17 protein-coding genes, 2 tRNA genes and 1 riboswitch are annotated in these 22,076 nt (G+C 56.8%); of the genes, 12 read left to right on the top strand and 7 right to left on the bottom strand.

Annotated elements, in window-relative coordinates; all coding sequences use genetic code 11:
• Positions 1 to 123 precede the first annotated feature (123 nt).
• A complete protein-coding gene (locus tag HUV26_RS03090) occupies positions 124 to 1,488 on the bottom strand; it encodes a phosphomannomutase/phosphoglucomutase (RefSeq protein WP_174408644.1) in 1,365 nt (454 codons plus the stop codon).
• Between the two features lie 106 nt (positions 1,489 to 1,594).
• Between HUV26_RS03090 and hflK the strand changes: the two genes are divergently transcribed.
• The 4 genes from hflK (at position 1,595) to metE (ending at position 7,483) form a co-directional block, all read left to right on the top strand.
• On the top strand, positions 1,595 to 2,683 hold the full coding sequence (gene hflK, locus HUV26_RS03085; RefSeq protein WP_174408643.1) for an FtsH protease activity modulator HflK: 1,089 nt from the start codon (positions 1,595 to 1,597) through the stop codon (positions 2,681 to 2,683).
• A 3-nt stretch (positions 2,684 to 2,686) separates the two neighbouring features.
• The gene (gene hflC / locus HUV26_RS03080) at positions 2,687 to 3,535 is read left to right on the top strand and encodes a protease modulator HflC (protein ID WP_174408642.1); all 849 of its coding nucleotides are present in this window, start codon (positions 2,687 to 2,689) and stop codon (positions 3,533 to 3,535) included.
• A gap of 538 nt (positions 3,536 to 4,073) precedes the next feature.
• Entirely contained in the window at positions 4,074 to 4,769 is a 696-nt protein-coding gene (locus HUV26_RS03075) for a LexA family transcriptional regulator (protein ID WP_174408641.1), read from the top strand.
• A 92-nt stretch (positions 4,770 to 4,861) separates the two neighbouring features.
• Positions 4,862 to 5,040: riboswitch (cobalamin riboswitch) on the top strand.
• A 127-nt stretch (positions 5,041 to 5,167) separates the two neighbouring features.
• The gene (metE, locus tag HUV26_RS03070; RefSeq protein ID WP_174408640.1) at positions 5,168 to 7,483 is read left to right on the top strand and encodes a 5-methyltetrahydropteroyltriglutamate--homocysteine S-methyltransferase; all 2,316 of its coding nucleotides are present in this window, start codon (positions 5,168 to 5,170) and stop codon (positions 7,481 to 7,483) included.
• A 76-nt stretch (positions 7,484 to 7,559) separates the two neighbouring features.
• Here metE and HUV26_RS03065 read toward each other — a convergent pair whose 3' ends face one another.
• Genes HUV26_RS03065 through HUV26_RS03055 form a run of 3 tightly spaced genes read right to left on the bottom strand, consistent with a single transcriptional unit; the run spans position 7,560 to position 12,711 of the window.
• Positions 7,560 to 10,721, bottom strand: coding sequence for an efflux RND transporter permease subunit (locus tag HUV26_RS03065; RefSeq protein ID WP_174408639.1), 3,162 nt, complete (start codon positions 10,719 to 10,721; stop codon positions 7,560 to 7,562).
• Entirely contained in the window at positions 10,718 to 11,926 is a 1,209-nt protein-coding gene (locus HUV26_RS03060; RefSeq protein ID WP_243451244.1) for an efflux RND transporter periplasmic adaptor subunit, read from the bottom strand. The genes HUV26_RS03065 and HUV26_RS03060 overlap by 4 nt, the downstream gene beginning before the upstream one ends.
• The gene (locus HUV26_RS03055; protein WP_174408638.1) at positions 11,911 to 12,711 is read right to left on the bottom strand and encodes a TetR/AcrR family transcriptional regulator; all 801 of its coding nucleotides are present in this window, start codon (positions 12,709 to 12,711) and stop codon (positions 11,911 to 11,913) included. Before HUV26_RS03055 ends, HUV26_RS03060 begins: the two co-directional genes overlap by 16 nt.
• Before the next feature lie 396 nt (positions 12,712 to 13,107).
• Here HUV26_RS03055 and HUV26_RS03050 point away from each other — a divergent pair, with 396 nt between their 5' ends.
• Together HUV26_RS03050 and HUV26_RS03045 are read left to right on the top strand one after the other, a co-directional pair.
• On the top strand, positions 13,108 to 14,775 hold the full coding sequence (locus HUV26_RS03050) for a flagellar assembly protein A (protein ID WP_174408637.1): 1,668 nt from the start codon (positions 13,108 to 13,110) through the stop codon (positions 14,773 to 14,775).
• Between the two features lie 31 nt (positions 14,776 to 14,806).
• Positions 14,807 to 15,937: an HD domain-containing phosphohydrolase gene (locus HUV26_RS03045; protein ID WP_174408636.1), complete on the top strand. Its 1,131-nt coding sequence runs from the start codon at positions 14,807 to 14,809 to the stop codon at positions 15,935 to 15,937.
• A 36-nt stretch (positions 15,938 to 15,973) separates the two neighbouring features.
• Here the strand turns inward: HUV26_RS03045 and HUV26_RS03040 are convergent, their stop codons facing one another.
• A complete protein-coding gene (locus HUV26_RS03040; RefSeq protein ID WP_243451243.1) occupies positions 15,974 to 16,954 on the bottom strand; it encodes a DUF362 domain-containing protein in 981 nt (326 codons plus the stop codon).
• Positions 16,951 to 17,829, bottom strand: coding sequence for a rhodanese-like domain-containing protein (locus HUV26_RS03035; protein WP_243451242.1), 879 nt, complete (start codon positions 17,827 to 17,829; stop codon positions 16,951 to 16,953). The genes HUV26_RS03040 and HUV26_RS03035 overlap by 4 nt, the downstream gene beginning before the upstream one ends.
• Before the next feature lie 169 nt (positions 17,830 to 17,998).
• Here HUV26_RS03035 and HUV26_RS03030 point away from each other — a divergent pair.
• From HUV26_RS03030 to HUV26_RS03020, 3 genes are all read left to right on the top strand, one after another.
• A tRNA-Pro gene (locus HUV26_RS03030) sits at positions 17,999 to 18,075 on the top strand.
• 172 nt (positions 18,076 to 18,247) lie between these two features.
• A tRNA-Thr gene (locus HUV26_RS03025) sits at positions 18,248 to 18,323 on the top strand.
• A 171-nt stretch (positions 18,324 to 18,494) separates the two neighbouring features.
• Positions 18,495 to 19,202: a DUF8453 domain-containing protein gene (locus HUV26_RS03020; RefSeq protein WP_174408635.1), complete on the top strand. Its 708-nt coding sequence runs from the start codon at positions 18,495 to 18,497 to the stop codon at positions 19,200 to 19,202.
• A 62-nt stretch (positions 19,203 to 19,264) separates the two neighbouring features.
• Here HUV26_RS03020 and HUV26_RS03015 read toward each other — a convergent pair whose 3' ends face one another.
• Positions 19,265 to 20,365 (bottom strand): glycosyltransferase family 92 protein, encoded by a 1,101-nt coding sequence (locus tag HUV26_RS03015; protein WP_174408634.1) that lies wholly within the window; start codon positions 20,363 to 20,365, stop codon positions 19,265 to 19,267.
• A 209-nt stretch (positions 20,366 to 20,574) separates the two neighbouring features.
• On the opposite strand from HUV26_RS03015, the gene HUV26_RS03010 reads away from it, so the two are divergent.
• From HUV26_RS03010 to HUV26_RS03000, 3 genes are all read left to right on the top strand, one after another.
• The gene (locus HUV26_RS03010) at positions 20,575 to 21,090 is read left to right on the top strand and encodes a DUF6933 domain-containing protein (protein ID WP_174408633.1); all 516 of its coding nucleotides are present in this window, start codon (positions 20,575 to 20,577) and stop codon (positions 21,088 to 21,090) included.
• A gap of 85 nt (positions 21,091 to 21,175) precedes the next feature.
• The gene (locus HUV26_RS03005) at positions 21,176 to 21,598 is read left to right on the top strand and encodes a hypothetical protein (protein WP_174408632.1); all 423 of its coding nucleotides are present in this window, start codon (positions 21,176 to 21,178) and stop codon (positions 21,596 to 21,598) included.
• Between the two features lie 43 nt (positions 21,599 to 21,641).
• Complete coding sequence (locus tag HUV26_RS03000; RefSeq protein WP_174408631.1) at positions 21,642 to 22,073, top strand: GNAT family N-acetyltransferase; 432 nt, start codon at positions 21,642 to 21,644, stop codon at positions 22,071 to 22,073.
• Positions 22,074 to 22,076: the final 3 nt, after the last annotated feature.

Below are 22,076 nucleotides of genomic sequence, written 5' to 3'. Positions count from 1 at the left end.
CGCCATCACAACAATTTTACCAACCCTCCTGTCCACCGCCAGGGCAAGCAAGACGCACAGCCGCCTGCCCAATCAGACGATCAGGCAGTTCAACGCCCGTCAGAAAAGCCGCCAGGCAAGCTGTCAGGCACCTGCCTGCGCGATCCATTCGTGCAGCGGAGATTCCATAAGTGCGCAAATCTCGTCCAGACGCTCCGGTGTCTGCGCCTCAAACCGCAGCACCAGCACAGGCTGCGTGTTCGATGCCCGCACAAGCCCCCACCCATCTGCAAAGCGAACCCGCACACCGTCTATCTCGCACGTTTCGTACTGTTCCCGGAAGAACGCCTGCGCACGGCTCACAATATCAAATTTAAGCCTGTCAGGACAGGCTATGTGCACCTCCGGGGTGCTGAACGAAGGCGGCCATCCCGGCAGCTCCGTCAGCGGCGTTTCGCTGCGGGAAAGGATAGACGCAAGCCGCGCAGCCCCGAACAGGGCATCGTCAAATCCGAACCAATCTTCGTTGAAGAACAGATGCCCGGACAACTCGCCCGCCATGGGCGCATTCTCTTCCAGCATTTTCGCCTTCATGACCGAATGCCCCGTCACCCACATGAGGGGCTTCCCGCCATGGGCGGCAATGTCATCAAACAGCCTGTGCGAGCACTTCACGTCCGCCAGCAGCAGGCTGCCGGGCAGCCGCGAGAGCACATCGCGGGTGAACAGGCAATACAATTCATCACCTGCCAGCAGCCTGCCCGCCGCATCCACCACGCCCAGCCGGTCGGCATCGCCGTCCAGCCCCACGCCCATATCCGCACCAGTCGCCCGCACCCGCGCCACAAGGTCCGTCATGTTGCGCTCCACCGTAGGGTCCGGGTGATGGTTGGGAAAATCCCCGTCCGGCTCGCAATAAAGCTCCTCCACCTCACAGCCCATGCGGCGCAGCAGTTCCGCGCAGTGTTCTCCGCCCATTCCGTTGCCGCCATCCACCACCACCTTGAGAGGCCGCTTCAGCGCATTGCGTTCCAGAACCGCCTCCATGTAGGCGGGCACTATGTCGTGCTCCCCCCCCACGCCCTGCCCCACGGCAAAGTCCCCGGAGGCCATAATCTCATATATCTCGCGCATGGCTACAGTATGCACGGTCCCACGACCGGACCACACCTTAAACCCATTGTATTCCGGCGGGTTGTGGCTTGCTGTTATCATCACTCCAGCCTGTCGCCCCAGATGCACCACCCCGAAATACAGTTGCGGCGTGGCCACCATGCCCAGCGAAATAACGTCCACGCCGGTGGAAAGCAGCCCTTCCGTCAGAGCACGCAGATACGCGGGGGAGGAATGGCGGCAGTCGTGTCCGAGCACCGCAGCCTGCTGGTTACGGCGCAGGAAAAACGTACCGAGCGCCTTGCCCAGACATTCCACCCACTCTTCATCAAAATCACGGTCCACAACGCCACGTATATCATAGGCGCGGAATACGGTTTCGGAAACAAGTTTCATGGATGCTGCCCGGATGTTTGCGCGGCGCGTCTCAAGACCGTCACCGCATGGTTTTCAAGTGTTCCTGCTTGACCAAAAGCAACAACTGCCATACTTTTCATGCATTATGAACTGGGATTGGGAAAAACTGCAAGAAAAACGGCAAAGGCAATCCGGCGGCGGACAGGGCCCCGGTCCCGGCTGGACACCCAGCGGACCGGGTGGTGATCCTGTTGGCGAAAGCCTGAAAAAGCTGCGGAACCTCAAATTTCCCGCAGGCAAGGCCATAATCGGCGTGCTGCTTTTTCTTTGGCTGGCTTCCGGCATCTTCATCGTGGAACCTGCGGAAGTGGGCGTGGTGCTGCGTTTCGGCGAACATGTCCGAACCGTGGAATCCGGCCCCCACTATCACATGCCGTTCCCGATTGAATCCGTTTACAAACCTAACGTTATGGAAATCCGTCGTGTGGAGGTGGGCTTCCGGTCCGTGGACCGCAACACCGCCGCCCAACAGGGTGGAGTCCGTCCGGTCAAGGAAGAGTCGCACATGCTCACCGGTGACGAGAACATCGTAGATGTTCAGTTCATCGTGCAGTACCAGATAAGCGACCCTGTAGCCTATCTCTTCAACGTCACGCAGCAGTCGTGGACAGTGAAGAACGCGGCAGAAGCCGCCATGCGCGAAATCATCGGGTACAACCAGATTGATAACGCCCTCACCGAAGGCAAGACAGAAATCCAGAACAGATGCCGCGACCTGCTGCAAAACATTCTGGACCGCTACGGAATCGGCGTGCGTGTCATAGCCGTGCAGATGCAGAATGTGCATCCCCCCCGCGAGGTCATAGACGCTTTCAAGGACGTGGCAAGCGCCCGTGAGGACCGCAGCCGAATCGTTAACGAGGCGGAAGCCTACCGGAACGAACTGCTGCCCAAAGCACGCGGTCTCGCTGCCGAAGTCGTGAACCAGGCGCAGGCGTACCGCGAAACCGTTGTGCGCAACGCAGAGGGTGAAGCAGCCCGCTTCACTGCCGTCCTTGAAGAGTACAACAAGGCCAAGGACGTTACCAGAAAGCGTATGTATCTTGAAACCATGGAAGAAATACTTTCCAACCCGGAAATTGAAAAGATCATCATGCCGGACAAGGGCCTTTCCGGCATAGTTCCCTACCTGCCGCTGGACAAAACCGTGCGCACCAAGAAGGGAGGGGAATAAGCCATGAGCAATCGTTCCCTCCTTCTCATTGTAGGCGTATGTGTGGCAATCGTGGTGTTCTTCCAGTCCGCCTTCACCGTGCATCAGACACAGCGCGCCCTTGTGCTGCAACTGGGCAAGCCCGTGGGCGGCATTCTGGAACCGGGACTGCATTTCAAGCTGCCTTTCGTGCAGAATGTCATCTATCTCGATTCGCGCGTGCTGGACTACGACACCCAGCCTGCGGAAGCCATTACGCAGGACAAAAAAGCACTGGTCATGGACAACTATGTGCGTTGGCGCATTGTTGACCCGTTGCGGTTCTACCAGACCGTGCGGACCATTCCCAGCGCGCAGGCGCGTCTGGAAGATATCGTCTATTCGCAGCTGCGGGTATACATCGGCCAGTTCACGCTTACGCAGATCGTATCCGAAGAACGCATCGCCATCATGGACAAGGTGACCAAGCGCGCTTCGGAGATCATTTCCGAATATGGTATAGAGATCATAGACGTTCGCATTAAGCGCACCGACCTGCCTGCGGAAAACCAGCGTGCCATCTTCGGACGCATGCAGGCAGAGCGCGAACGGCAGGCAAAGCAGTACCGCTCCGAGGGCCAGCAGGAATCCACCACCATCCGGTCCACTGCGGACAAGGAACAGGCGGTTATCCTTGCGCAGGCCCGCAGAGAAGCCTCCATCATACGTGGTGAGGGCGAAGCCAGAGCTGCCCGCGTCTTTGCAGAAGCTCTTAGTAAGGCCCCGGACTTCTATGAGTTCCAGCGTTCGCTCGAAACCTACCGCAAGAGCTTTAAGACCAATACCAGAATACTCCTCTCCACGGATGACCCGTTCCTGAAACACATGGAGTGAGTACTCCCTCACACATAATGTTGTAGGCGCGGCAGGGTGTATATCACATCCCTGCCGCGCCTTTGCATTGCCGCACTGTTCGCATACGCCAACAAGACGCAGCTTTCCTGAAAGAAGTTGCTAACATACCCGACACATCATTTTGCCATTTGATTACATCGCAATTTTTGTATATGGTAAGACACGTCCATTTACATCGGCAATAGTACGGGGGCAAATGTGCCTGCTGACGTGCACCACAAACTATTCCGGGGACGCAAAGGAATGCGTAACGCAGGGTATGCAACCGGCATGTGCCGTAAACGCCATTTTTCATGTGCAGGGAGGGATGCACGGAAAGCGGCGCACCACAAAGGTGCAGCACCTCACCGTCATGGGGAGCCGCAAATGGCCGAATCGGCAGGCAGTCAAACTGCCAGCTGCGTACTCCAACAGACCCGGCAATATATGCATTCTGTTATACAAGATAAACAATACTGTCAACACTCAAGCATGTCCCCCTTCAACATGCGGCGGCTTGGCAGGCGGGAGAAATCACGTGACGAGTTTCGATGAAGTTTTTGAGCGCATTAAGCTCTCCACCCACACACGGACGCAGGTTGAGCTTGCGGACGTGCTGGACATCCGTCAGTCCAGCATATCCGATGCAAAACGCCGCAACTCCGTGCCATCCGACTGGTACATGAAGCTTTTCGAAAAGTTCGGCCTTAACCCGGACTGGCTGAAAAAGGGCATAGGCCCCATGTATCTGCGCACCGAACAGGGATATGAACCTCTTGAAGGACCCGTTGCGGGACGGGTGTTTGAAGACTCTGCCAAGTTTGGCGACCCGGACGCACGCAACGCCGTTGTCACCATCCACTCCATGCAATGTGAAAACGGAGAAAATGGCGAACGCCTGCTCAAGGGTGTTGGCAAGCTGAGCATACCGCAATCGTTTGCCGGCACGCATATTCAGGTGCTGCGCGTAGAAACCTCCGGCATGGAGCCGTTAATCCACAAGGGAGCGTACGTCGGTCTGGATTCAAGCCAGAAGAACATACTTTCCGGCGAGATATACGGCGTATTCGTACCTTACGAAGGCATTTCGCTGAAGCGCCTGTTTCTGGACGCGGCCAACAGCCGCTTTGTCATGCGCAGCGAAAATCAGTCGCACCCGGAGCAGTATCTGCCTGTGGACAAGCGCGCAGAGTCCATCATGGGCCGCGTAGCATGGGTGCTGCAGACGCTGTAGCCCTGCGAACGATTCTCCAACATAGCTAGAAAGGGCGACCGCACGGTCGCCCTTTTCCATTTCATGCCTCAGCCAATACCTGCTTGCCATTTCGAAAATATTTCTATATTCGAATATCCTGATACAGCACAGGGAAACGGAAGACGGTGTAAATCCGTCACGGTCGCGCCACTGTAACCGGCATGCCCCGGTGTGCTCCCTGCCTCGTGCGGGAAGCACACACACTACGGAGCCGGAAAGTCAGGAGACGTCCCTGTGCCGGAGCACGACTGTCTCGCGATTGGACAGGCATAGCTCGCTGCGCACGGGCATATCCGACTCTCTGCCCACGCACGCCTTGCCCGGATATCGAGTTGTCGCTGCTTCTTTTATTCCAACCAATAAAAGGAGTGACACGCATGAAAACCCACATTCTTGGCTTTCCCCGCATCGGGGCAGACCGCGAACTCAAAAAGGCGCTGGAGGCCTTCTGGCGCGGAGAAACCTCAGCACAAGACCTTCAGGCCGTTGCAAAGACCCTCAAAGAAAGGCACTGGGCCATTCAGCACAGGGCCGGTCTCGACTGGGTGACCACCGGCGATTTTTCCTACTACGATCATGTGCTGGATACCGCCTGCATGCTTGGCTGCATTCCGGAACGATTCGGTATTTCAACATGCGATGCAGGCACCCCTGTGCCATTTGAAGACTACTTCCGCATGGCCCGCGGAGATGCCGCCCGGAACATTCCGGCCATGGAAATGACCAAGTGGTTCAACACCAACTACCACTTCATCGTGCCGGAAATTTCGGCGCACCAGCAAATCAGGTTCTCCAGCCCGCAGTTGGTTGAAGACACGCGGCAGGCCAGTGCGCTGGGCTACACGCCCAAACCTGTCATCCTTGGCCCCATAACCTTTCTCTCGCTTGCCAAATCCACAGACGGGAGCGATTGCTGGCAGCATGCCGATGCCGTGGCAGATGCATATGCGGAACTGCTGGCGCAGCTTGATGGTGTATGCCCGTGGATTCAGATTGACGAGCCAATTCTCTGCGCAGACCTCTCCCCTGCCGGAAGAGCAGCATTCCCCCGCGTCTATGAGCGGCTTAACGGCGCACTCAAAAACACTGGTCTCCTCCTCGCCACGTATTTCGATGTGCTGGACGACAACATGGAGCTGGCGCTTTCTTCCGGGTGTTCAGGGCTGCATGTGGACCTCGTCCGGGGCGGAGCAACGCTCAATTCCCTGCTGGTGTGCCTTCCCGGCCACATGTCACTCTCCGCAGGGATTGTGGACGGGCGGAACATCTGGAAAACCGACCTCGCCAAAGCCCTTGCCACCCTCGGCAACATCCTTGACCGCTTTGATGCGCGCCGGCTCATAATAGGCTCCAGTTGTTCGCTAATGCATTGCCCCGTGGATCTTGAGCACGAAGACCGGCTGGACCCGGAACTGAAATCTTGGATGGCCTTTGCTGTCCAGAAATGCCGGGAGATAAGCGACCTTGCTTTTCTTTTGGGCGAGCCGGGGGGACAGGTGAGCACGGAAGGCATTTCGCTGCTGGAGGAAAACGCCGCTGAGCTGCGTTCACGCCGGACCAGCGGCAGGGTTCATAAACCCGCCGTGCGTGAACGTTGTAATGCGGTGGGACCCCACATGCTCTGCCGCCCCACCCCCCATGCGGACCGCAAAAAGGCTCAGGAGTGGTTGAATCTGCCCGTGCTGCCGACCACCACCATTGGCTCATTTCCCCAGACGACCGCCATCCGGCAGGCCAGAACCCTGATGAGCAACGGCACCATGCCCAGTCAGGACTATGAATCCTTCATGAAGAAGGAAATAGAGAGCGCCGTGCGCGTGCAGGAAGAGCTGGGACTTGATGTGCTGGTGCATGGCGAACCCGAGCGTAATGACATGGTGGAATACTTCGGGCAGCAGATGAATGGATTCTGCTTTACCCGCAACGGATGGGTGCAAAGCTACGGCAGCCGCTGCGTCAAGCCGCCGGTCATCTACGGCGATGTGTTCCGCCCGCTGCCCATGACTGTTTTCTGGATACGCTACGCGGCTTCACTGACAGATAAACCCATGAAGGGCATGCTTACCGGCCCCGTGACCATGCTCTGCTGGAGCTTCGTACGGGACGACATGCCCCGGTCCGAGGTCTGCCGCCAGCTTGCGCTGGCCATCCGTGACGAAATCCGGGATCTGGAAGAAGCGGGCGTGCGCATCATTCAGGTGGATGAGGCTGCCTTCAGCGAAGGATTGCCCGTTAAACAGCGGGACGGCGCAGAATACCTCCGGTGGGCGGCGCAGAACTTCCGGCTGGCTACATCCGGCGTGAGCGATGCAACGCAGATACATACGCACATGTGCTACAGCGAATTCAATGAGATCATACACGCCATCGCCGCCATGGATGCAGATGTCATAAGCATTGAATCCAGCAGGAGCCGCATGACCCTGCTGGATGCCTTCAGCGTTGCGGACTACCCCAACGATATAGGACCGGGCGTGTACGATATTCACAGCCCGCGCATTCCCACCGAAGGGGAAATGGAAGAACTGCTGCACCGGGCTCTTGCCTGCATCCCGGCGGAACGGCTGTGGGTGAATCCGGACTGCGGACTTAAAACCAGAGACTGGCCGGAAACAACCGCCTCCCTGCGCAACATGGTGGCTGCGGCCCGCAAGGTGCGGGCCTCGCTCACCAGAATCACCCGCCGCACCTGATCCTCCCTGAACACCCTGACAAGAAGGGCGACCTCGCGGCCGCCCTTCTCTTTTTCTTCTTCAGAATGCCTGATGGTTATGCCGCATCCGCCGCATCCGCCGCATCCGCCGCATCCGCCGCCTGCACCTTGCCCCGTGCTCTGAATCTGGCCACATGGTTTCGCATGCTGTCCTGCAACGAGCACAGCACAGGCACCACCACCAGTGTGAGCAGGGTAGACACGAACAGCCCGAAAATGACCGCAACGGCCATGGGGCCCCACCACTGGGCGGATTCCGATTCCGTTATCAGCTCCATGGCAAAGAAGTCGAAGCTTACCCCTATAGCCATGGGCAGCAGCCCCAGAATGGTGGTCACTGCCGTGAGGATAACGGGTCTGAATCGTGTAAGCCCGGCCTTGATCAGGGCATCGCGGGTCTCCATGCCCGAACGCTTCAGCTGTTCAAAATAGTCAATGAGCACGATGGCGTTATTCACCACCACGCCTGCAAGGGATATAACCCCCACCCCGGTCATGATGATGCCGAACGCCATGCCGGAAACCAGCAGTCCTGCAAACACCCCGATGAACGAAAGTACCACCGAGGTAAGGATGATGAACGGCGTGACCAGCGAGTTGAATTGCGCCACCAGCACCAGAAATATGATGAAAATGGCCCCCACAAAAGCCTCGGAAAGAAATTCCTCAGCCTTGCGCTGCTCCTCCTGTTCACCTGCGAATCCGTAGGAATAGCCCCTCGGCCACGACATGGTGCGCAGAACGCCGTCCAATTCGCGGATGATATCATTGGCAAGCCGCCCGTCCACGTTGGCCGAAACAGTCACAACGCGCTTCTGGTCCTTGTGGTTTATGGCTCCCAGCCCGCTGGCCAGATGCACATCGGCCACAGCGGTAAGCGGCACAGGCTCGCCGTTGGGCCCGGAAACCGTTATGCGGCGCAACGATTCAACCGATTGCCTGTCCTTCTGCGGCAGCTTGGCGATGATATCGTACTCGTCCTTGCCTTCGCGGTACACGCCCACCTTGGCTCCGTTTATGGCCGCCTTCACGGTGTAGGCCACGGAGTAGGTATCCAGCCCCAGCAGTGCGGCCTTTTCCTTATCCACACGTATCTGGATCTCCGGCTTGCCGTTCACAAAGTTGTCCTTCAGGTCCACAATGCCGGGAATATCACGCATGGCATCACGCACAGCGGCCACAATGCCGCCCAGCACCTGCATGTCATCGCCGTACAGCTCCAGACTGATGGGGTCGCCGGTGGGGGGGCCTTCCTTTTCCTTTTCCACCCGCAACTCCCCGCCCGTGATAAGAGCGGAAAGACGTTCCCGCAGTTCGGCCACAATGGCCGAGGAATCGCGCGTGCGTTCAGAAAGCGGCTTGAAGTCCAGCGTTACGGAACCAAGATGCGTTCCGCTGCCGCCGCCACCAAAGCTGCCGCCCGTGCCAGCCCCTGTGCCGCCAATGACAAAACGCACGTCCTCATATTCCGAGGCCACACGTTCTATGACCCGCACGTAGCGGTCCGTTGCATCCAGATTAGTCCCTACGGGCAGCTTTATGTTGGCATAGGCGCGCTTCGGTTCCGTTTCCGGGAAGAACTCAACCCCCTTGCCGAACATGCCGAAGGCAACGATGGAGCCTACCAGCATGGCAAAGGATAGGCCCACCACCAGAAGGCGGTGGGAAAGAGACCATTGCAGCAGCCAGCCGTACACCCTGCGGGAACGGGAAGATTGCAGATCGCCGTCCGTTCCGATACGCGGAGGCCGTGCCGTCTGGTACCGGGCTGAAAGAACGGGATTTATGACCAAGGCCACAAAGAGTGACCCCATGAGGCACAGTATGACTGTTTTAGGCAAAAACGACATGAAGCCGCCCATGATGCCGGGCCAGAAAATCATGGGAAAAAACGCGCCCACAGTGGTCAGCGTTGAGGTAATGACCGGCCACGCCACCTCGCTTGTGCCGTCCAGTGCGGCCTGAAAGCGCCCTTTGCCTTCCTGCATGTGCCGGTAGATATTCTCCACAATGACTATGCCGTTATCCACCAGCATGCCCAGCGCAAGAATGAGCGAAAAGAGCACCACCATGTTCAGGGTTATATCCAGCACCCGCAGCAGGGCAAAGGTGATGAGCATGGAAAGCGGAATGGCCACGGAGACAAACACGGCGGAACGCCCGCCTATAAAGAGCAGCACCACCACCAGCACCAGCAGCAGGCCGGAAAGGATGTTGTTCTCCAGGTCCGCCACCATGATGCGTATGTCTTCCGCCATGTCCGCCGTAAGGCTTATGGTAAGCGTGGGCGGCAGAAAGTCGCGCATCTCCTCAACCACGGCGGTCACCCGGTCGTTGATGTGGATAATGTTCTCGCCGCTGCGCTTCACCACCTGCAAGGTCACGGCATTTTCGCCGTTCAGGCGGCTCATGGATGTGGCGTCTTTGTGGTGGTCGCGTATGGCGGCCACGTCACGCAGATAAACGGGCCTGCCGTCGCGCACAAAGGCCACGATATTATTTATCTCCGCAGGGTTGCTGAAGTCTTCCGGCACGCGCACCTGATACCGGGCATCGCCAATATCCATGGAGCCGCCGGGCATGTTCACGTTGCCCCGCTCCACGGCCTGCAACATGCTGGTAAAGGGCACGTTGTACGAGGCCACGCGGTCCAGATCAAACTCCACATGGATTTCGCGCTCCAACCCGCCGATGATGCGGGCATCCAGCACGCCGGGAATGGATTCGAAACGGTCTTCCAGCTCCTCCGCAAACACCTTCAGCCGCTTGAGGCTGAACGGTCCGGAAAGCACCACCTGAATGATGGGCTGGTCCGAAAAGTTCATTTCGCTGATAACGGGATCGTCCTTGAGGTCCGATGGCAGATCGCCCTTGGCCTGATCCACCTTGTCACGCACCTTCTGCAACGCATCGTCAATATCCACGCTGGGCAGAAACTTGATGGCAATGGTGGAAAGCCCGTCGTCCGACTGCGAGGTAAGCTCCTCCACACCCTCCAGCCCCTTGAGCTTGCGCTCCAGCGGAATGGTGATGAGCTTTTCCATATCCTCCGGGGCCACGCCCTCGTAATCTGTAGTCACAAAGATGTAGGGAATCTGGATATCCGGAGCGGCCTCGCGGGGAAGCTTGGCGTAGCTGTACAGCCCGGCCACCAGTATAAGAATCAGGAGCACCAGAACGAACGGCTGGTTCCTGACTGCGCCTTCATTGAGAATCATCGCACATTCACCTTTGTTCCGTCTTCCACCTCGGTGTGGCCCACCACGATGAGCCTGTCACCCGCGTCAAGGCCCTTGCGCACCTCCACCCGATCGCCGTCTATGACGCCAAGCTCCACGGTACGTGCCTCTGCCACGCCGTTGCGCTCCACAAAGACCACCCGTTCGCCGCCCTTATCCAGCACGCTGAACAGGGGCGCGGTAAGCGCATCGGCCACAGACCGGCGCACAAAGGCGCCCCGGGCTATCATACCGGGCCGGATGGCTCCGTCACGGTTATTCACCACCAGCCGCACCCGGAAGGTGCGCGTGGCGGTATCTGCCTTCCAGGCCACAAAATCCACGGTGCCTTCCCACTCCCTGCCGGGGTAGGTGTCCAGACGCACAACCGCCTTGCTGCCTTCTGACAGGAACCGCACATCCGCTTCAGGCACGTTAAAATTCACCCGCAGGGTGTCCACGTTCACAATATCGGCCACCGTGGCCCCTTCCGCAATGTACTCGCCGGGGTCCACATACACCTTGTTGACCACGCCGTTGGTGGTGGACGTGGTAATGCCGTGGCTGTAGTTTACCTCTGCCTCGCGCAGAGTGGCCTGCGCCACGGTGCGCTCCGTCTCTGCCTGCTCCAGCTCCTCGCGCGAGAGCACCTTGCGTTCGTACAGGTCGCGCCTGCGGCGAAGCTGATCTTCCGCCAGCGTCAGGTTAGCCTTGGCCCTGTCGCGGACCGCTTCCAACGCGTTCAGATTAATACGAATAATCTGCTGCCCGGCTCGTACCGTCTGCCCTTCTGTCACACCAACCCATTCCACCACGCCGGCGCGTTCGGAGGCAAGGCTCACATCGCTCAGGGCTTCCGTCTCTCCGGGCAGCACCAGCACATCGCGCAGGGGCGCGGGGGTTACGGTCTCCACCTTCACGTTCACAATGTACTGGGAACGTTCAGAAGCAGCCGCAGCCGGCTTCGCGTTGGCCACCAGGGACTGTGCGTCCGTTGCGGCGGGAGGGGTTATGGCAGGCTGCCCCTCCGGCGTTTGCGTCTGAGCCGGAGATGTCTCTGCGTTCACGCGCTCCGCCATCTGCACCTGCGTTCCGCCAGACACTCCGGCGGAAGAGTCGCCGCAACCGGAAAGGAGGAAAACCGAAACCATGACCAGAATCAGCAAAAGCGGAATGATAAGGGTATGTTCTATGAATCTCTGCATGTCTGCTTCTCCGAAAGATAATGAATGCCGCCGAGGGAAAACGCGGTGATATGCCTTGCAATTTCCTCAATCTCGTCGGGTAAGAACCTTTTCCCGCCCCGCGCCTCAAGGAATCGGCTGCGCAAGGAATTATACAGAAGAATCTGGGCGATTATGGACCGGGCCAGGAGTTTGAACCGTCTGTCTTCAGCGTTCGTAGGCGAAAGCATGGACGACGGGTACGCCAGCGTCTCTCCTTCCGGGTCCGCAAGCGGTTCGCAGCCGGAAATTTCGCGCAGCAGGGGCACCAGCCAGCGCAGCACTTCTATCCTGTGCGCTTCCGCATACTGCTCAAACTGCGGCAGCGGGCGCATGAACGCTTCGGAAAGCATCTGGCCCAGCACCGCCTCGTCAGGCTTTTCCGTGCCGAGTATCCGGCACAGAAAGGCGAACACAAAGCCGTAGAGCCTCTCCCCGGGGGCGGCGTCACGCGGAACACCTCCGTCCATAGGGTAAAGGCGCAGCGTTTCATCCATGATTGACGAAAGCACCGCCGCCAGCAGCCCGTCCTTGCTGCCGAAATGATAGTTCACCGCCGCTATGTTGGCACGGGCTATGCGGCAGATATCGCGCACGGTGGCCGTAGTGCCTTTTTTTGCAAACTCCGACCGCGCAGCATCCAGAATGCGCTGCCGGGTATGCATGCCGCCCACCGCGTCCGCCTTTTCCGGCGGAGAGCAGTGACCGCAGCGGTCCACCATATCACGTGCCGCATTGAGCAGCTTTTCGCCAAACCTCGACTTCATCAAACAGCCCCCGGAACAGTCTTGTGTCAAACGCTGTTTGAAACAGAATTTACACTCTGTCAATACGTCGGATCGATTCTTAAACAGTTGGCGAACAACATGCACATCTTGCCGCACGCCCCATACCTCCCCATACCTCCCCATATCGTCCCATGTCGTCCTGTATCGTCCCATGTCGTCCTGTATCGTCCAAAATCGTCCGGTCTCGTCCGGTCTCCATAGCCGTCCCATATCCAGCGCTCCGTATCGCCCCCACCCTCCTCCGCGTATCCCACAAATAAGGACAAGAACCGGATGCCTGCCGGAAATGATAAGGAACGGGAAAGGAAATACATTGAAATACATGGCCCGCATGGGCTAAACTACCGCATGGCTACCTGACCACCCGGAGAGCACATGTCACAGACCAATGCCGCAAGCACGCCCGCAGATACAGCGCCCCAGTGCCATCCCGAACCGTTCTGCCGGTTCATGGAGCTCCATGGCGACCCGGAGCTTCCCGTCCTGCCCGGCATGCTGCTGGGCATTGCAACAGATCTGGCCCCTTTTACAGCGGGGGCAGATTCGGACAGCGGTACCCCTGCCCCGCCATTTTATTCCGTGGACCTTGCCACGCGTGAAATCCGCGCCACAACACTGGGCATGATGTCCATGAGCGGCAATAAGATGGAAGTGGTTCCGCTGGTGAGCGTAAGCAAAAATTCCCTGACCGTACGCACCACCGTGTACGCCACCGACTTCAGCGGCGCGGCTATTCCCCCCATTGTCTACGACAGGGCAACTCGCCAGCTCAAAGTTACGCTGCCGGTGGACCTGAAATCGCTTGCGCAGACCATTGCCACTGTGCGCGAAACAGGCACGCCGCAGGAAGCCGTGCTCTGCACGGGCAAGCCGCCCCGGCACGGTGCCAACGGCAGACTGGAACGCCTGCTCAAGGAACGCGATTCCGTGGGCGCGCAGAAGGATTCCGGCACCATAGATTACCGTGACCGGGGCGCGCATCCGCATGTGGAGGAAGGCACCCCCGTGGCGCGCTACCACCCCGCCACCAAAGGCGTGCGCGGCATGGACGTGTTCGGCAACGAGATTCCCGCCCGCGACGGTTCGGACCGCCCGGTCCGCACGGGGGACAACATCCGCGAGGTGCCGCAGGAAGACGGAACCACCCTGTACGAGGCAACGGCGCTGGGGCTGGTGGATGTGCGCGGCGGCAGCGTGGGCGTTTCCACAGTTCTGCACATCAAGGGCGATGTGGACATGACCACCGGGAACATTGTGGTGGAAACCGGCTCCGTGCATGTTACCGGCACCATCCGCAGCGGTTTTTCCGTAACCGTGGCAGATCATCTTATTGTCAACGGGCTCATAGAGAGCGCGCTTGTCACCTGCGGCGGCGACGTGAGCGTTCGCGGCGGCATAGCCATGGAGGGGCGCAACCTCATCCGCGCCCGTGGCAATATTATCGCCGCCTACGCGCAGGACGCCGTTCTGGAGGCGGAGGGCGATGTCATCATCAACGGCGGCATCATCAATTCCTTTATCACCTGCAAGGGCAGCGTGCTGGCGGAGCGCGGCAAGGGGCTGGTCATGGGCGGTTCCATTGTCGCCTCGCGCGGCATAGACGTGCTGGAATCCGGCTCGGAGCTGGGCACCCAGACAGCCCTGACCATTGCGCTGGACCTGCCGGAACTGGATGCCCTGCTGCGCGAGATGGATTCTTCACGCTCCAAACTGCAGCGGCTGGAACAGTGGCTCGGCAAGGGCACCCCCCGCACCATTCTGTTGCAGACACCGGAGCCGGACCGGCGCATCGTGGCGGAAATGATCCGCGTGCGTGCCCGGCTGGAGGAGCGCGTGGCAGAAATCCAGCGGGAGGTGACGCGCATAAAGAACCTGAACAACCACGCCCTTGCCCGCACGCCCGTCATCATCCGCAAAAAGGCACATCAGGGCACGCGCGTAAAGATAGGCGACAGAGCGATGAGCCTGCACCACCCCGAAACGGCGGTGCGCTACCAGTGGAGCCCGGAAGAACGGCAGATAACCACCCATTCCCTTATCTGAGAACAGGCACCCCGCCCGCGCAGGAAAACGCATGGACGCGACGGAAAAAATCCTCTTTGTGGACGACGAGCCGAATATTCTGGCCACCTTCAAGCGCAATCTCCACCGCAAGTATGTGGTGGAAACAGCCACAGGCGGAGAGGAGGGGCTTGCACTCATTCAAAGCCGCGGCCCGTTTGCCGTGGTGGTTTCCGACCTGAAGATGCCGGTCATGGACGGCATTACCTTTCTGGAAAAGGTGCGGGCCATCCATCCGGATTCCGTGCGGGTTATCCTGAGCGGACAGGGTGATTTTGATGCGGCCATAGACGCCGTGAACCGGGGGGCCGTGTTCCGCTTTCTCACCAAGCCCTGCCCGCCGGAGACCCTGCTCACGGTGCTGCGCGAGGCGTTTCGCCAGTACCGGCTCATAACGGCAGAAAAGGAGCTGCTCCGGGGCACCCTGCTGGGCAGCGTGAAGGTGCTGGTGGACGTGCTCTCGCTTGTCAGCCCGGAAGCCTTTGGCCGTAGCGAGCGCATACGCAGTGTGGTTGCGGCACTGGGCAAACGGCTGAACGAGACCAATCTGTGGCAGTTGGATGTGGCCGCCATGCTCTGCCAGCTTGGCTGCGTGGGACTGCCGGAAGATCTGCTGGGCAAGGTGATGCGCGATGAGCCGCTCTCTGCCGAAGAGCAGCAGGTATACAGCATGCATCCGGGCATAGGCGCGAGCCTGCTTTCCAATATCCCGCGCATGGCGGGCGTGGCTCAGATAATTGCCCGCCAGATGAACGACTATACGCCGGAGACGCCCATGGGGGCACGCGTGCTGCGGGTGGCGCTGGACTATGACCGGCTGGAACAGCAGGGCATGAACGCGCACGAGGCCGCCCAAACCCTTACTCAGCGCAATACGGCCAAACAGTACGACCCCGCCGTGCTCAACGCGCTGCTGAACATGATGATGGAACAGGAGGGGGGCGAGGTACGCGCCATCCGGCTGGAGCATCTGGAAGCGGGCATGGTGCTTGGCCGCGACCTTGTGAACGCGGAAGGCACGGTGCTCATGCTCAAGGGGCAGACCGTCTCGGAAAGCGGCCTTGTGCGTCTGCGCGCGCTCTCGGACCTTTTGCAGGTGAGCAGCCCCATTCACGTACTCTATCCACGCCAGCGGGCAGTATGAAGACGAGCGGCAACGCCTCCCCGGCTCGCCGCCGCACTACCCCTTCACGCGCCGCCACCCTCTGATCAGCGCACTGCGCAGCAGGCGGAGCGGGTGAAAGGTTTCCGGCGTGAGCGACTGCGGCAGGCGAAAGGCCGTGCCGTTCACGTCTTCCGGTCGAAGCAGGGGGAAGATGAGGTGCTCATCAAACGCTCCGGCCGTGTTGCGCTGCCTGAGTTCGCCCCACAGGGGAATGTCATCCGGCGTTGCCCCCAACATGCGGTAGATGGCCGTATCCATCGCCACGGGTGAAGATGCAGCCGCCACCATGCCCAGTGCAAAGGCATCTCCGCCGGAAGGCCCCGTACGGTCCATGGCGGTTATGCCGTCCGCCAGAGCCGCCACGGGCGGCAATGCCTGCGCCACCTCCACCAGCAATGCGCGGAAAGCGTTACCCCTGTCTCCGTGCACTGTGTGCGCCAACGCCTTGCGCACCCCAGCCACGCAGCCGAACAGATTCTTCACCGCACAGGTCAGGCGCATCTGGCAGTGCGCCTTCACACGCGGCACGCTGAGCACGGCATCTGTCTCCAGTGCCAGACGTGAGATGCCTATGTCCATGCCGGAAGGCAACCGCACCGCTCCGGCGGAATCCAGTGTGACAATGGGCACGCCCAGCGGAGCAAGCGCATCATCCAGCCCTATGGCCCGGGCCACGGACAGTGCGGACCCGAAGGCAGGAGAATCGCCCACGGTAACGATGCATCCGCAATCCAGAAGATAGGCGCAGGCTGCCCGCACCACCTGCGGATGCGTGCAGCACAGCCCGCCCGGCTCTGCCTTGAGCAGGTTCGGCTTTACCAGCACGCGGGTTCCGGCAGCGGGGGCGTATCCGGCAGCGTGCAACGCGGTGCCTGCCGCCGCATCCACGGTGCGGGGCGTGTAGTCCGCACAGCGGGTAATGGCTACGGCAATGCCTGCGGCAGCTCCTTGAACAGCGGAGCCGGTTGCGGCACAAGGCCCGTTATGCTGCGTCACGCGCCTGTTTCCTCAAACGCGCGTATGCGGCTCATGATAAGCCGGGTATGGTGCTTTTCCTGCGTGGCAAGGTCCAGAAACACGGGCTCCGCATCCTTGCCCAGCGCAAAACCGGGCACATCTCCCTGCGCCGCGTTACGCGCCAGCGTACGGTACAGGTCGTAGGCGTTCATTTCCACCTCCAGCGCAAGGTCTGCCAGCTCAAGGCAGTCGCCCTGCGCGGCACCGCGTATCCACGGCTGCAGTTCATCCACTGTCAGGCCGCCTTCCAGCACCTTGCCTTGCAGGGCATCGAACATGGTCTCAAAAGGGGGAATGGGCTGCGAGCCATCGTTCCAGTATTTTCCCAGATAGCTGTATACCACTCTGGCGTGCGCGATCTCCACGCCGATGAGGGTATCCATAAGGTCGCACATGACATCGCGCTTCACCACGGCACGCACCTGCCGGTACAGTTCGTGCGCGGCTTTTTCCAGTTCCAGCGCCTTGAGCAGCATGCCGCGTATGGAATCTATGCCGGAAAACACGTCCACGCGCGGGTAATCTGCAAGCGCACCGCCGCCCCATGCCAGTATGCCGCCTTGCAGCGAAAAGACCTGCCCGCGCAGCAGGCGGCTATCTTCCGCAAGCATGGCGGCAGCCATGGACCGTGCGCCGCTGCGGCAGTAGAATATGTGGTCCTGCTCCGGGTTAAGCGTGCCCAGCTTGCCTTCCAGTTCAGATACAGAAATGAGCACGGCTCCGGGCAGATGCTCCTGCTCGTATTCCTGCGGCTGGCGCACGTCTATCAGCACATAATCGCGCTCCGCGCGGTCTGCCATGTAGCGGCGCAACGCATCGGGGGCTATTTCCTGCACGCGGTGTTTCATGAACATGGCAGCCTTTCCTCCGTGTAGGGGCGGATATACGTTCAACCTGCCTATATCCTACACACTCCGGGCAGAAATGAAAGATGCGGGACCGACACGAGGAATAATTTTGCCCAAACTACACTTTTTTATTGACGTCTTGCACCTCAGGGGATATTCACCCTCTTCGCAACGTCGGGATGTAGCGCAGCCTGGTAGCGCACTTGAATGGGGTTCAAGGGGTCGAAGGTTCAAATCCTTTCATCCCGACCATTACCGCGAACCCCTAGCCCCCCAGATTTTCCCAAAAGAAAGTTCGGGGGGCTGGTTTTTATCCAACGCCGCAGCCCATGCAGACCGCACTTTGCGGAGCCGGGTTGGCAACCGAGGGATTCCACCGGATTTACCAAACAAACTGTCCGGGCAGGAAACCGATCATATATAGGCTCTTGTAGCTCAGTCGGCAGAGCGCGTCCTTGGTAAGGACGAGGTCAGCAGTTCAATCCTGCTCAAGAGCTCCATACAAATGAAACCGCCCTGATTTCGCAAGGAATCGGGGCGGTTTTTTGTTTGCCATATTCCAATTCCGCGAATAGAATCTCAAGTAACTCTACACAAGCATTGACAATTACAAACCATCATAACGATATAAGCAAATATTATATAACAATCTTATTCTATAAGAGGCAAAAATGGACACCACACTGGCATATGAAACGTTGTCAAAAATAGTATCCCCTCTCAACGACATCCAAGGGTTACTTACCTTACTTTTAACAACCATCCTTGTTATTCTCAATTACAAACTTGCAAAAGAAACTAAGCACATCAGAGAAATAGAATCTGAACCAAATATCGAAGTATATCTATCTCCTCATGAAAAATCATCATCCTTTATAAATATGGCAATAAAAAACAACGGAAGAGGAACAGCACGTAATATTAAGTGGGCAATTAATTACGATGAAGCAAACGCAAAGGACAAAGGAATTACAATAGGAAAGATGTCATTATTTAAAGTCCTCCACTACTTGCCTGCAAGCGAGCATTTTTTATTTTACTTTGGATCTTCAATAAAACTTTTGGAAGAACCAAAAATGAAGCCAATTGAAATAATTGTATTATATACAAACGATAAAAGCAGCAAATCATATAAAAAATCATTTATAATTGATATAGAACCATGGGTTGGGTTGACAACAATCGGAACGCCGCCTGAATATTCAATAGCTAAAAGCATATCTCAAATTGAAAAATCGATTCAACACGCATTTCCTATTGGCAAACCACCAATATTTAGAATCCAGCATGAAAATGAATACCGTGCTGAACGAATAAGAGAATATGATGAGTTCGAGCAAGAATTTAAAAGCATTAGAGAAGATAAAAAAGCACCATAACCCCTACAACAACTGATTTCGAAAGAAGTCAGGGCGGTTTTTTGCATGTGAAATCTCAAGACTCATGCATGGGCAAGCATCATTTCAATACTCTGAGCCTGCGCAGGCAACCCTAGCGCCCGATATGCAAATGCCAGCACACGATACACCTCTTCACACACGCCGACATCGCCGGAGAATCGTGCCAAGAGCCTACCAGCCTCTGCCAGCACCTCTTCGCGCCTCCCCTCTCCGGCCAATATCTGCACCATGGCAAGCCTAATCATAACACTGTCATGATATCGAGAGACATTAGCTAAATAGGCCAAAGCGGCCTCGCCCCCCTGCTCCATCAACACGTGCTGCGCCTTCTTCAGAATCTGGCTCTCCGTTGCTTCGACCTGCTCTCGCAATCTGTCACCGGCAAGCACATGGCCCAACCTTTCGTACCGCCTGAGCAAGGGATTAAACCGCGTTATAGAATTATCAACACTGCCAGTAACATTTGCCTGTCGATAGAAACAATTCAAATCGTACCCTACCGCCCCTGCAACCGGAGTTACAAACCCCCTGGCCATCTTGTCTTCATAGTCCTGCTGAGACTTGTAATAATAATGATTTATTTGAATGATATCTGAAGTGTGATATGATTTTGCACCAAAAACAGGAATCCCATGTTCATTAACGCAGAACTTCCCTTCACGGTATGCAAAATGATGTGGTGATGCAACATGATCTACACACTTCATTCTTGCTATTGTCTTTATATGAAAATCAAGACCAATGACACACTTATAAGCATCAACAACATTGCCATCCGGCCTTTTCATATGCCCACAAGAACCAAACATTTTCCAGCTGATCCCCAAACCACCGAAATTTTCATACCTATCCAGAACATCTTTTATGTCATTGTCTTGAATCGGAACAATAAACTCATCAACATCAATAAACGCACACCACCTCACCAACGCCCTGAACTCTTTAATGAATGACGCATATGCTGTCAGCTGCATTCCACTGCCTGACAAATCATGAACAACCACAACACCTGTCGAAACATAATCGCACAGGACGTCCCGCACAGGGTTCACACTCCCGTTATCAAATATGAATATCTTATCAAATCCTATCATTAAATGATAAGAAACCCACTCCCTCAGGTTTTTATCCTCATCTTTCACTATTGCACACACAACACAGTATAACATAATACACCCCCAGAAAAACGTCCTGAACGAATAATAATTCTCTCAATAAACTACCAAAAAACAAAATTCAACACCCTAATAGACAAAATACGATAAATCTACAGAGAAATTTTTCCTATTTCAATTTTGGGCCTGAAAAGCTAACCTGCAAGCAAACTTCACAATGAAGGCAGCTCAACCCAATGCCCAATATTGCCTGCACGCAAAAGCTCGCTGTCGAGTTCAAAGACAGATACGAGCCAGCCGCAATCCCGACTGACGGATTACGCGGATGGCACGCCAACCTTCTGACTTTGAAACGGCGTAAATGCGTTTTGCTCACAAATGAGCAAACGCGGTTCTCGATCTTCTTCTTTGGTTTCCGCAAACCTGACTTTGCGAACTTCCAAAACCTGTTTTCAGAACGCTTCGCCAACGAACTTAAATGGCTCGGAATTCCAAATCCACAAATTGCGCAAGCCAGACTTCAACTCGGCCCATTCACATTCGGAAAGACCTATTGCCGCAGCACTCTCGGAACCATGAAGGAAAGGCAACTGGAGCTTGAATATCTTATTGAACGCATGCCCGAAGGCATTTTAACCGATCAGGACTATAACTATCTCAGTCACCAGATGAACAACGCCCCCACCTATACGAAGTTCCACAACAAATATATATGGCCTGCTCAGGAAATGGCCAGCATGACTCGAATATAGCTTGCTATATTCATAATACTAATATTGTTACACAGTGTATTTATTTATCTACATCACACATATTTTAAGGGGGTGAGGATAGAAAATGTACAAAAAAATAGACATCACATTTTTAACATCATGCATAGCACTACTCGCTATATTCCCGTTTGAATGCCTTGGAGAAGATTGCTGGATAGCAAGTGAAATCAAAGGAAAATCGGCAACTGCATTTGACAACTATGTTTTTACAGACAATTCGTTCAAGGACGGTATGCTCATCTGCTTTACAGATGATGGCGGACTCGTGACCGGAAACGACATTCCGCTTGTTCGGTTTGGCAAATCCACTCTTGTAGGGGTCTCGATAACAGAGAAAGGCCTTGAAGTCGTGAACACTTACCAAATTGACAGAGCTAACAGAATACTCCTAATAACCCAGTCAAGACTTGGAACTCACACGATAACAACTATATTACCCGATAATGTATCAGCATTTGCCGGAAAGGTTGTCCCTGCCGGACAATAGTTCGAACACAGCTCCTCACGCACTCCAACCCACCCACCATATCATGCTCCCAATCCGCCCGTACCACTCTGCTGACAGCACCACCGTTCTGAACATCTGGCTTGCCGCTTCCCGCGAGGGACACCCCTTTTTCAACGAGGAAGAACTGAGCCGCCAACGGGAGCTGGTGCAGAACCACTACCTGCCCGTGGCGGAAATGTGGGTATACGACCACAACGGCATTCTGGGCTTTATCGGCATGCTGCAAACCACCATAGGCGGTCTGTTTGTTGCGCCGCAGCACTTTCGCAAAGGCGTGGGGTCTGCACTTATCCGGCACGTTGCGGCACTCAAAGGCTCCCTTTCCGTGGAAGTATTCAGCGCCAACCCGCAGGCTGTTGCCTTTTACCACCGCTGCGGGTTCCGGGAACACCAACGCGCTGTGAATACAGACGTGCTGCCGCATCAGGAACTTATCATCATGCGCCAGAGCTAACCA

The organism is Desulfovibrio psychrotolerans (assembly GCF_013340305.1).
In the GTDB taxonomy this organism is placed as follows: domain Bacteria; phylum Desulfobacterota; class Desulfovibrionia; order Desulfovibrionales; family Desulfovibrionaceae; genus Halodesulfovibrio; species Halodesulfovibrio psychrotolerans.
Note: the sequence above shows the minus strand (reverse complement) of the source record. Positions and strands in the feature narration are given on the sequence as shown.

What these genes read in the sequence shown, in the direction of transcription:
- HUV26_RS03090 (WP_174408644.1), bottom strand. Translation starts at nt 1,488, where the DNA reads ATGAAACTTGTTTCCGAAACCGTATTCCGCGCCTATGATATACGTGGC.
- hflK (WP_174408643.1), top strand. Translation starts at nt 1,595, where the DNA reads ATGAACTGGGATTGGGAAAAACTGCAAGAAAAACGGCAAAGGCAATCC.
- hflC (WP_174408642.1), top strand. Translation starts at nt 2,687, where the DNA reads ATGAGCAATCGTTCCCTCCTTCTCATTGTAGGCGTATGTGTGGCAATC.
- metE (WP_174408640.1), top strand. Translation starts at nt 5,168, where the DNA reads ATGAAAACCCACATTCTTGGCTTTCCCCGCATCGGGGCAGACCGCGAA.
- HUV26_RS03065 (WP_174408639.1), bottom strand. Translation starts at nt 10,721, where the DNA reads ATGATTCTCAATGAAGGCGCAGTCAGGAACCAGCCGTTCGTTCTGGTG.
- HUV26_RS03060 (WP_243451244.1), bottom strand. Translation starts at nt 11,926, where the DNA reads ATGCAGAGATTCATAGAACATACCCTTATCATTCCGCTTTTGCTGATT.
- HUV26_RS03055 (WP_174408638.1), bottom strand. Translation starts at nt 12,711, where the DNA reads ATGAAGTCGAGGTTTGGCGAAAAGCTGCTCAATGCGGCACGTGATATG.
- HUV26_RS03050 (WP_174408637.1), top strand. Translation starts at nt 13,108, where the DNA reads ATGTCACAGACCAATGCCGCAAGCACGCCCGCAGATACAGCGCCCCAG.
- HUV26_RS03045 (WP_174408636.1), top strand. Translation starts at nt 14,807, where the DNA reads ATGGACGCGACGGAAAAAATCCTCTTTGTGGACGACGAGCCGAATATT.
- HUV26_RS03035 (WP_243451242.1), bottom strand. Translation starts at nt 17,829, where the DNA reads ATGTTCATGAAACACCGCGTGCAGGAAATAGCCCCCGATGCGTTGCGC.
- HUV26_RS03020 (WP_174408635.1), top strand. Translation starts at nt 18,495, where the DNA reads ATGGACACCACACTGGCATATGAAACGTTGTCAAAAATAGTATCCCCT.
- HUV26_RS03010 (WP_174408633.1), top strand. Translation starts at nt 20,575, where the DNA reads ATGCCCAATATTGCCTGCACGCAAAAGCTCGCTGTCGAGTTCAAAGAC.
- HUV26_RS03005 (WP_174408632.1), top strand. Translation starts at nt 21,176, where the DNA reads ATGTACAAAAAAATAGACATCACATTTTTAACATCATGCATAGCACTA.
- HUV26_RS03000 (WP_174408631.1), top strand. Translation starts at nt 21,642, where the DNA reads ATGCTCCCAATCCGCCCGTACCACTCTGCTGACAGCACCACCGTTCTG.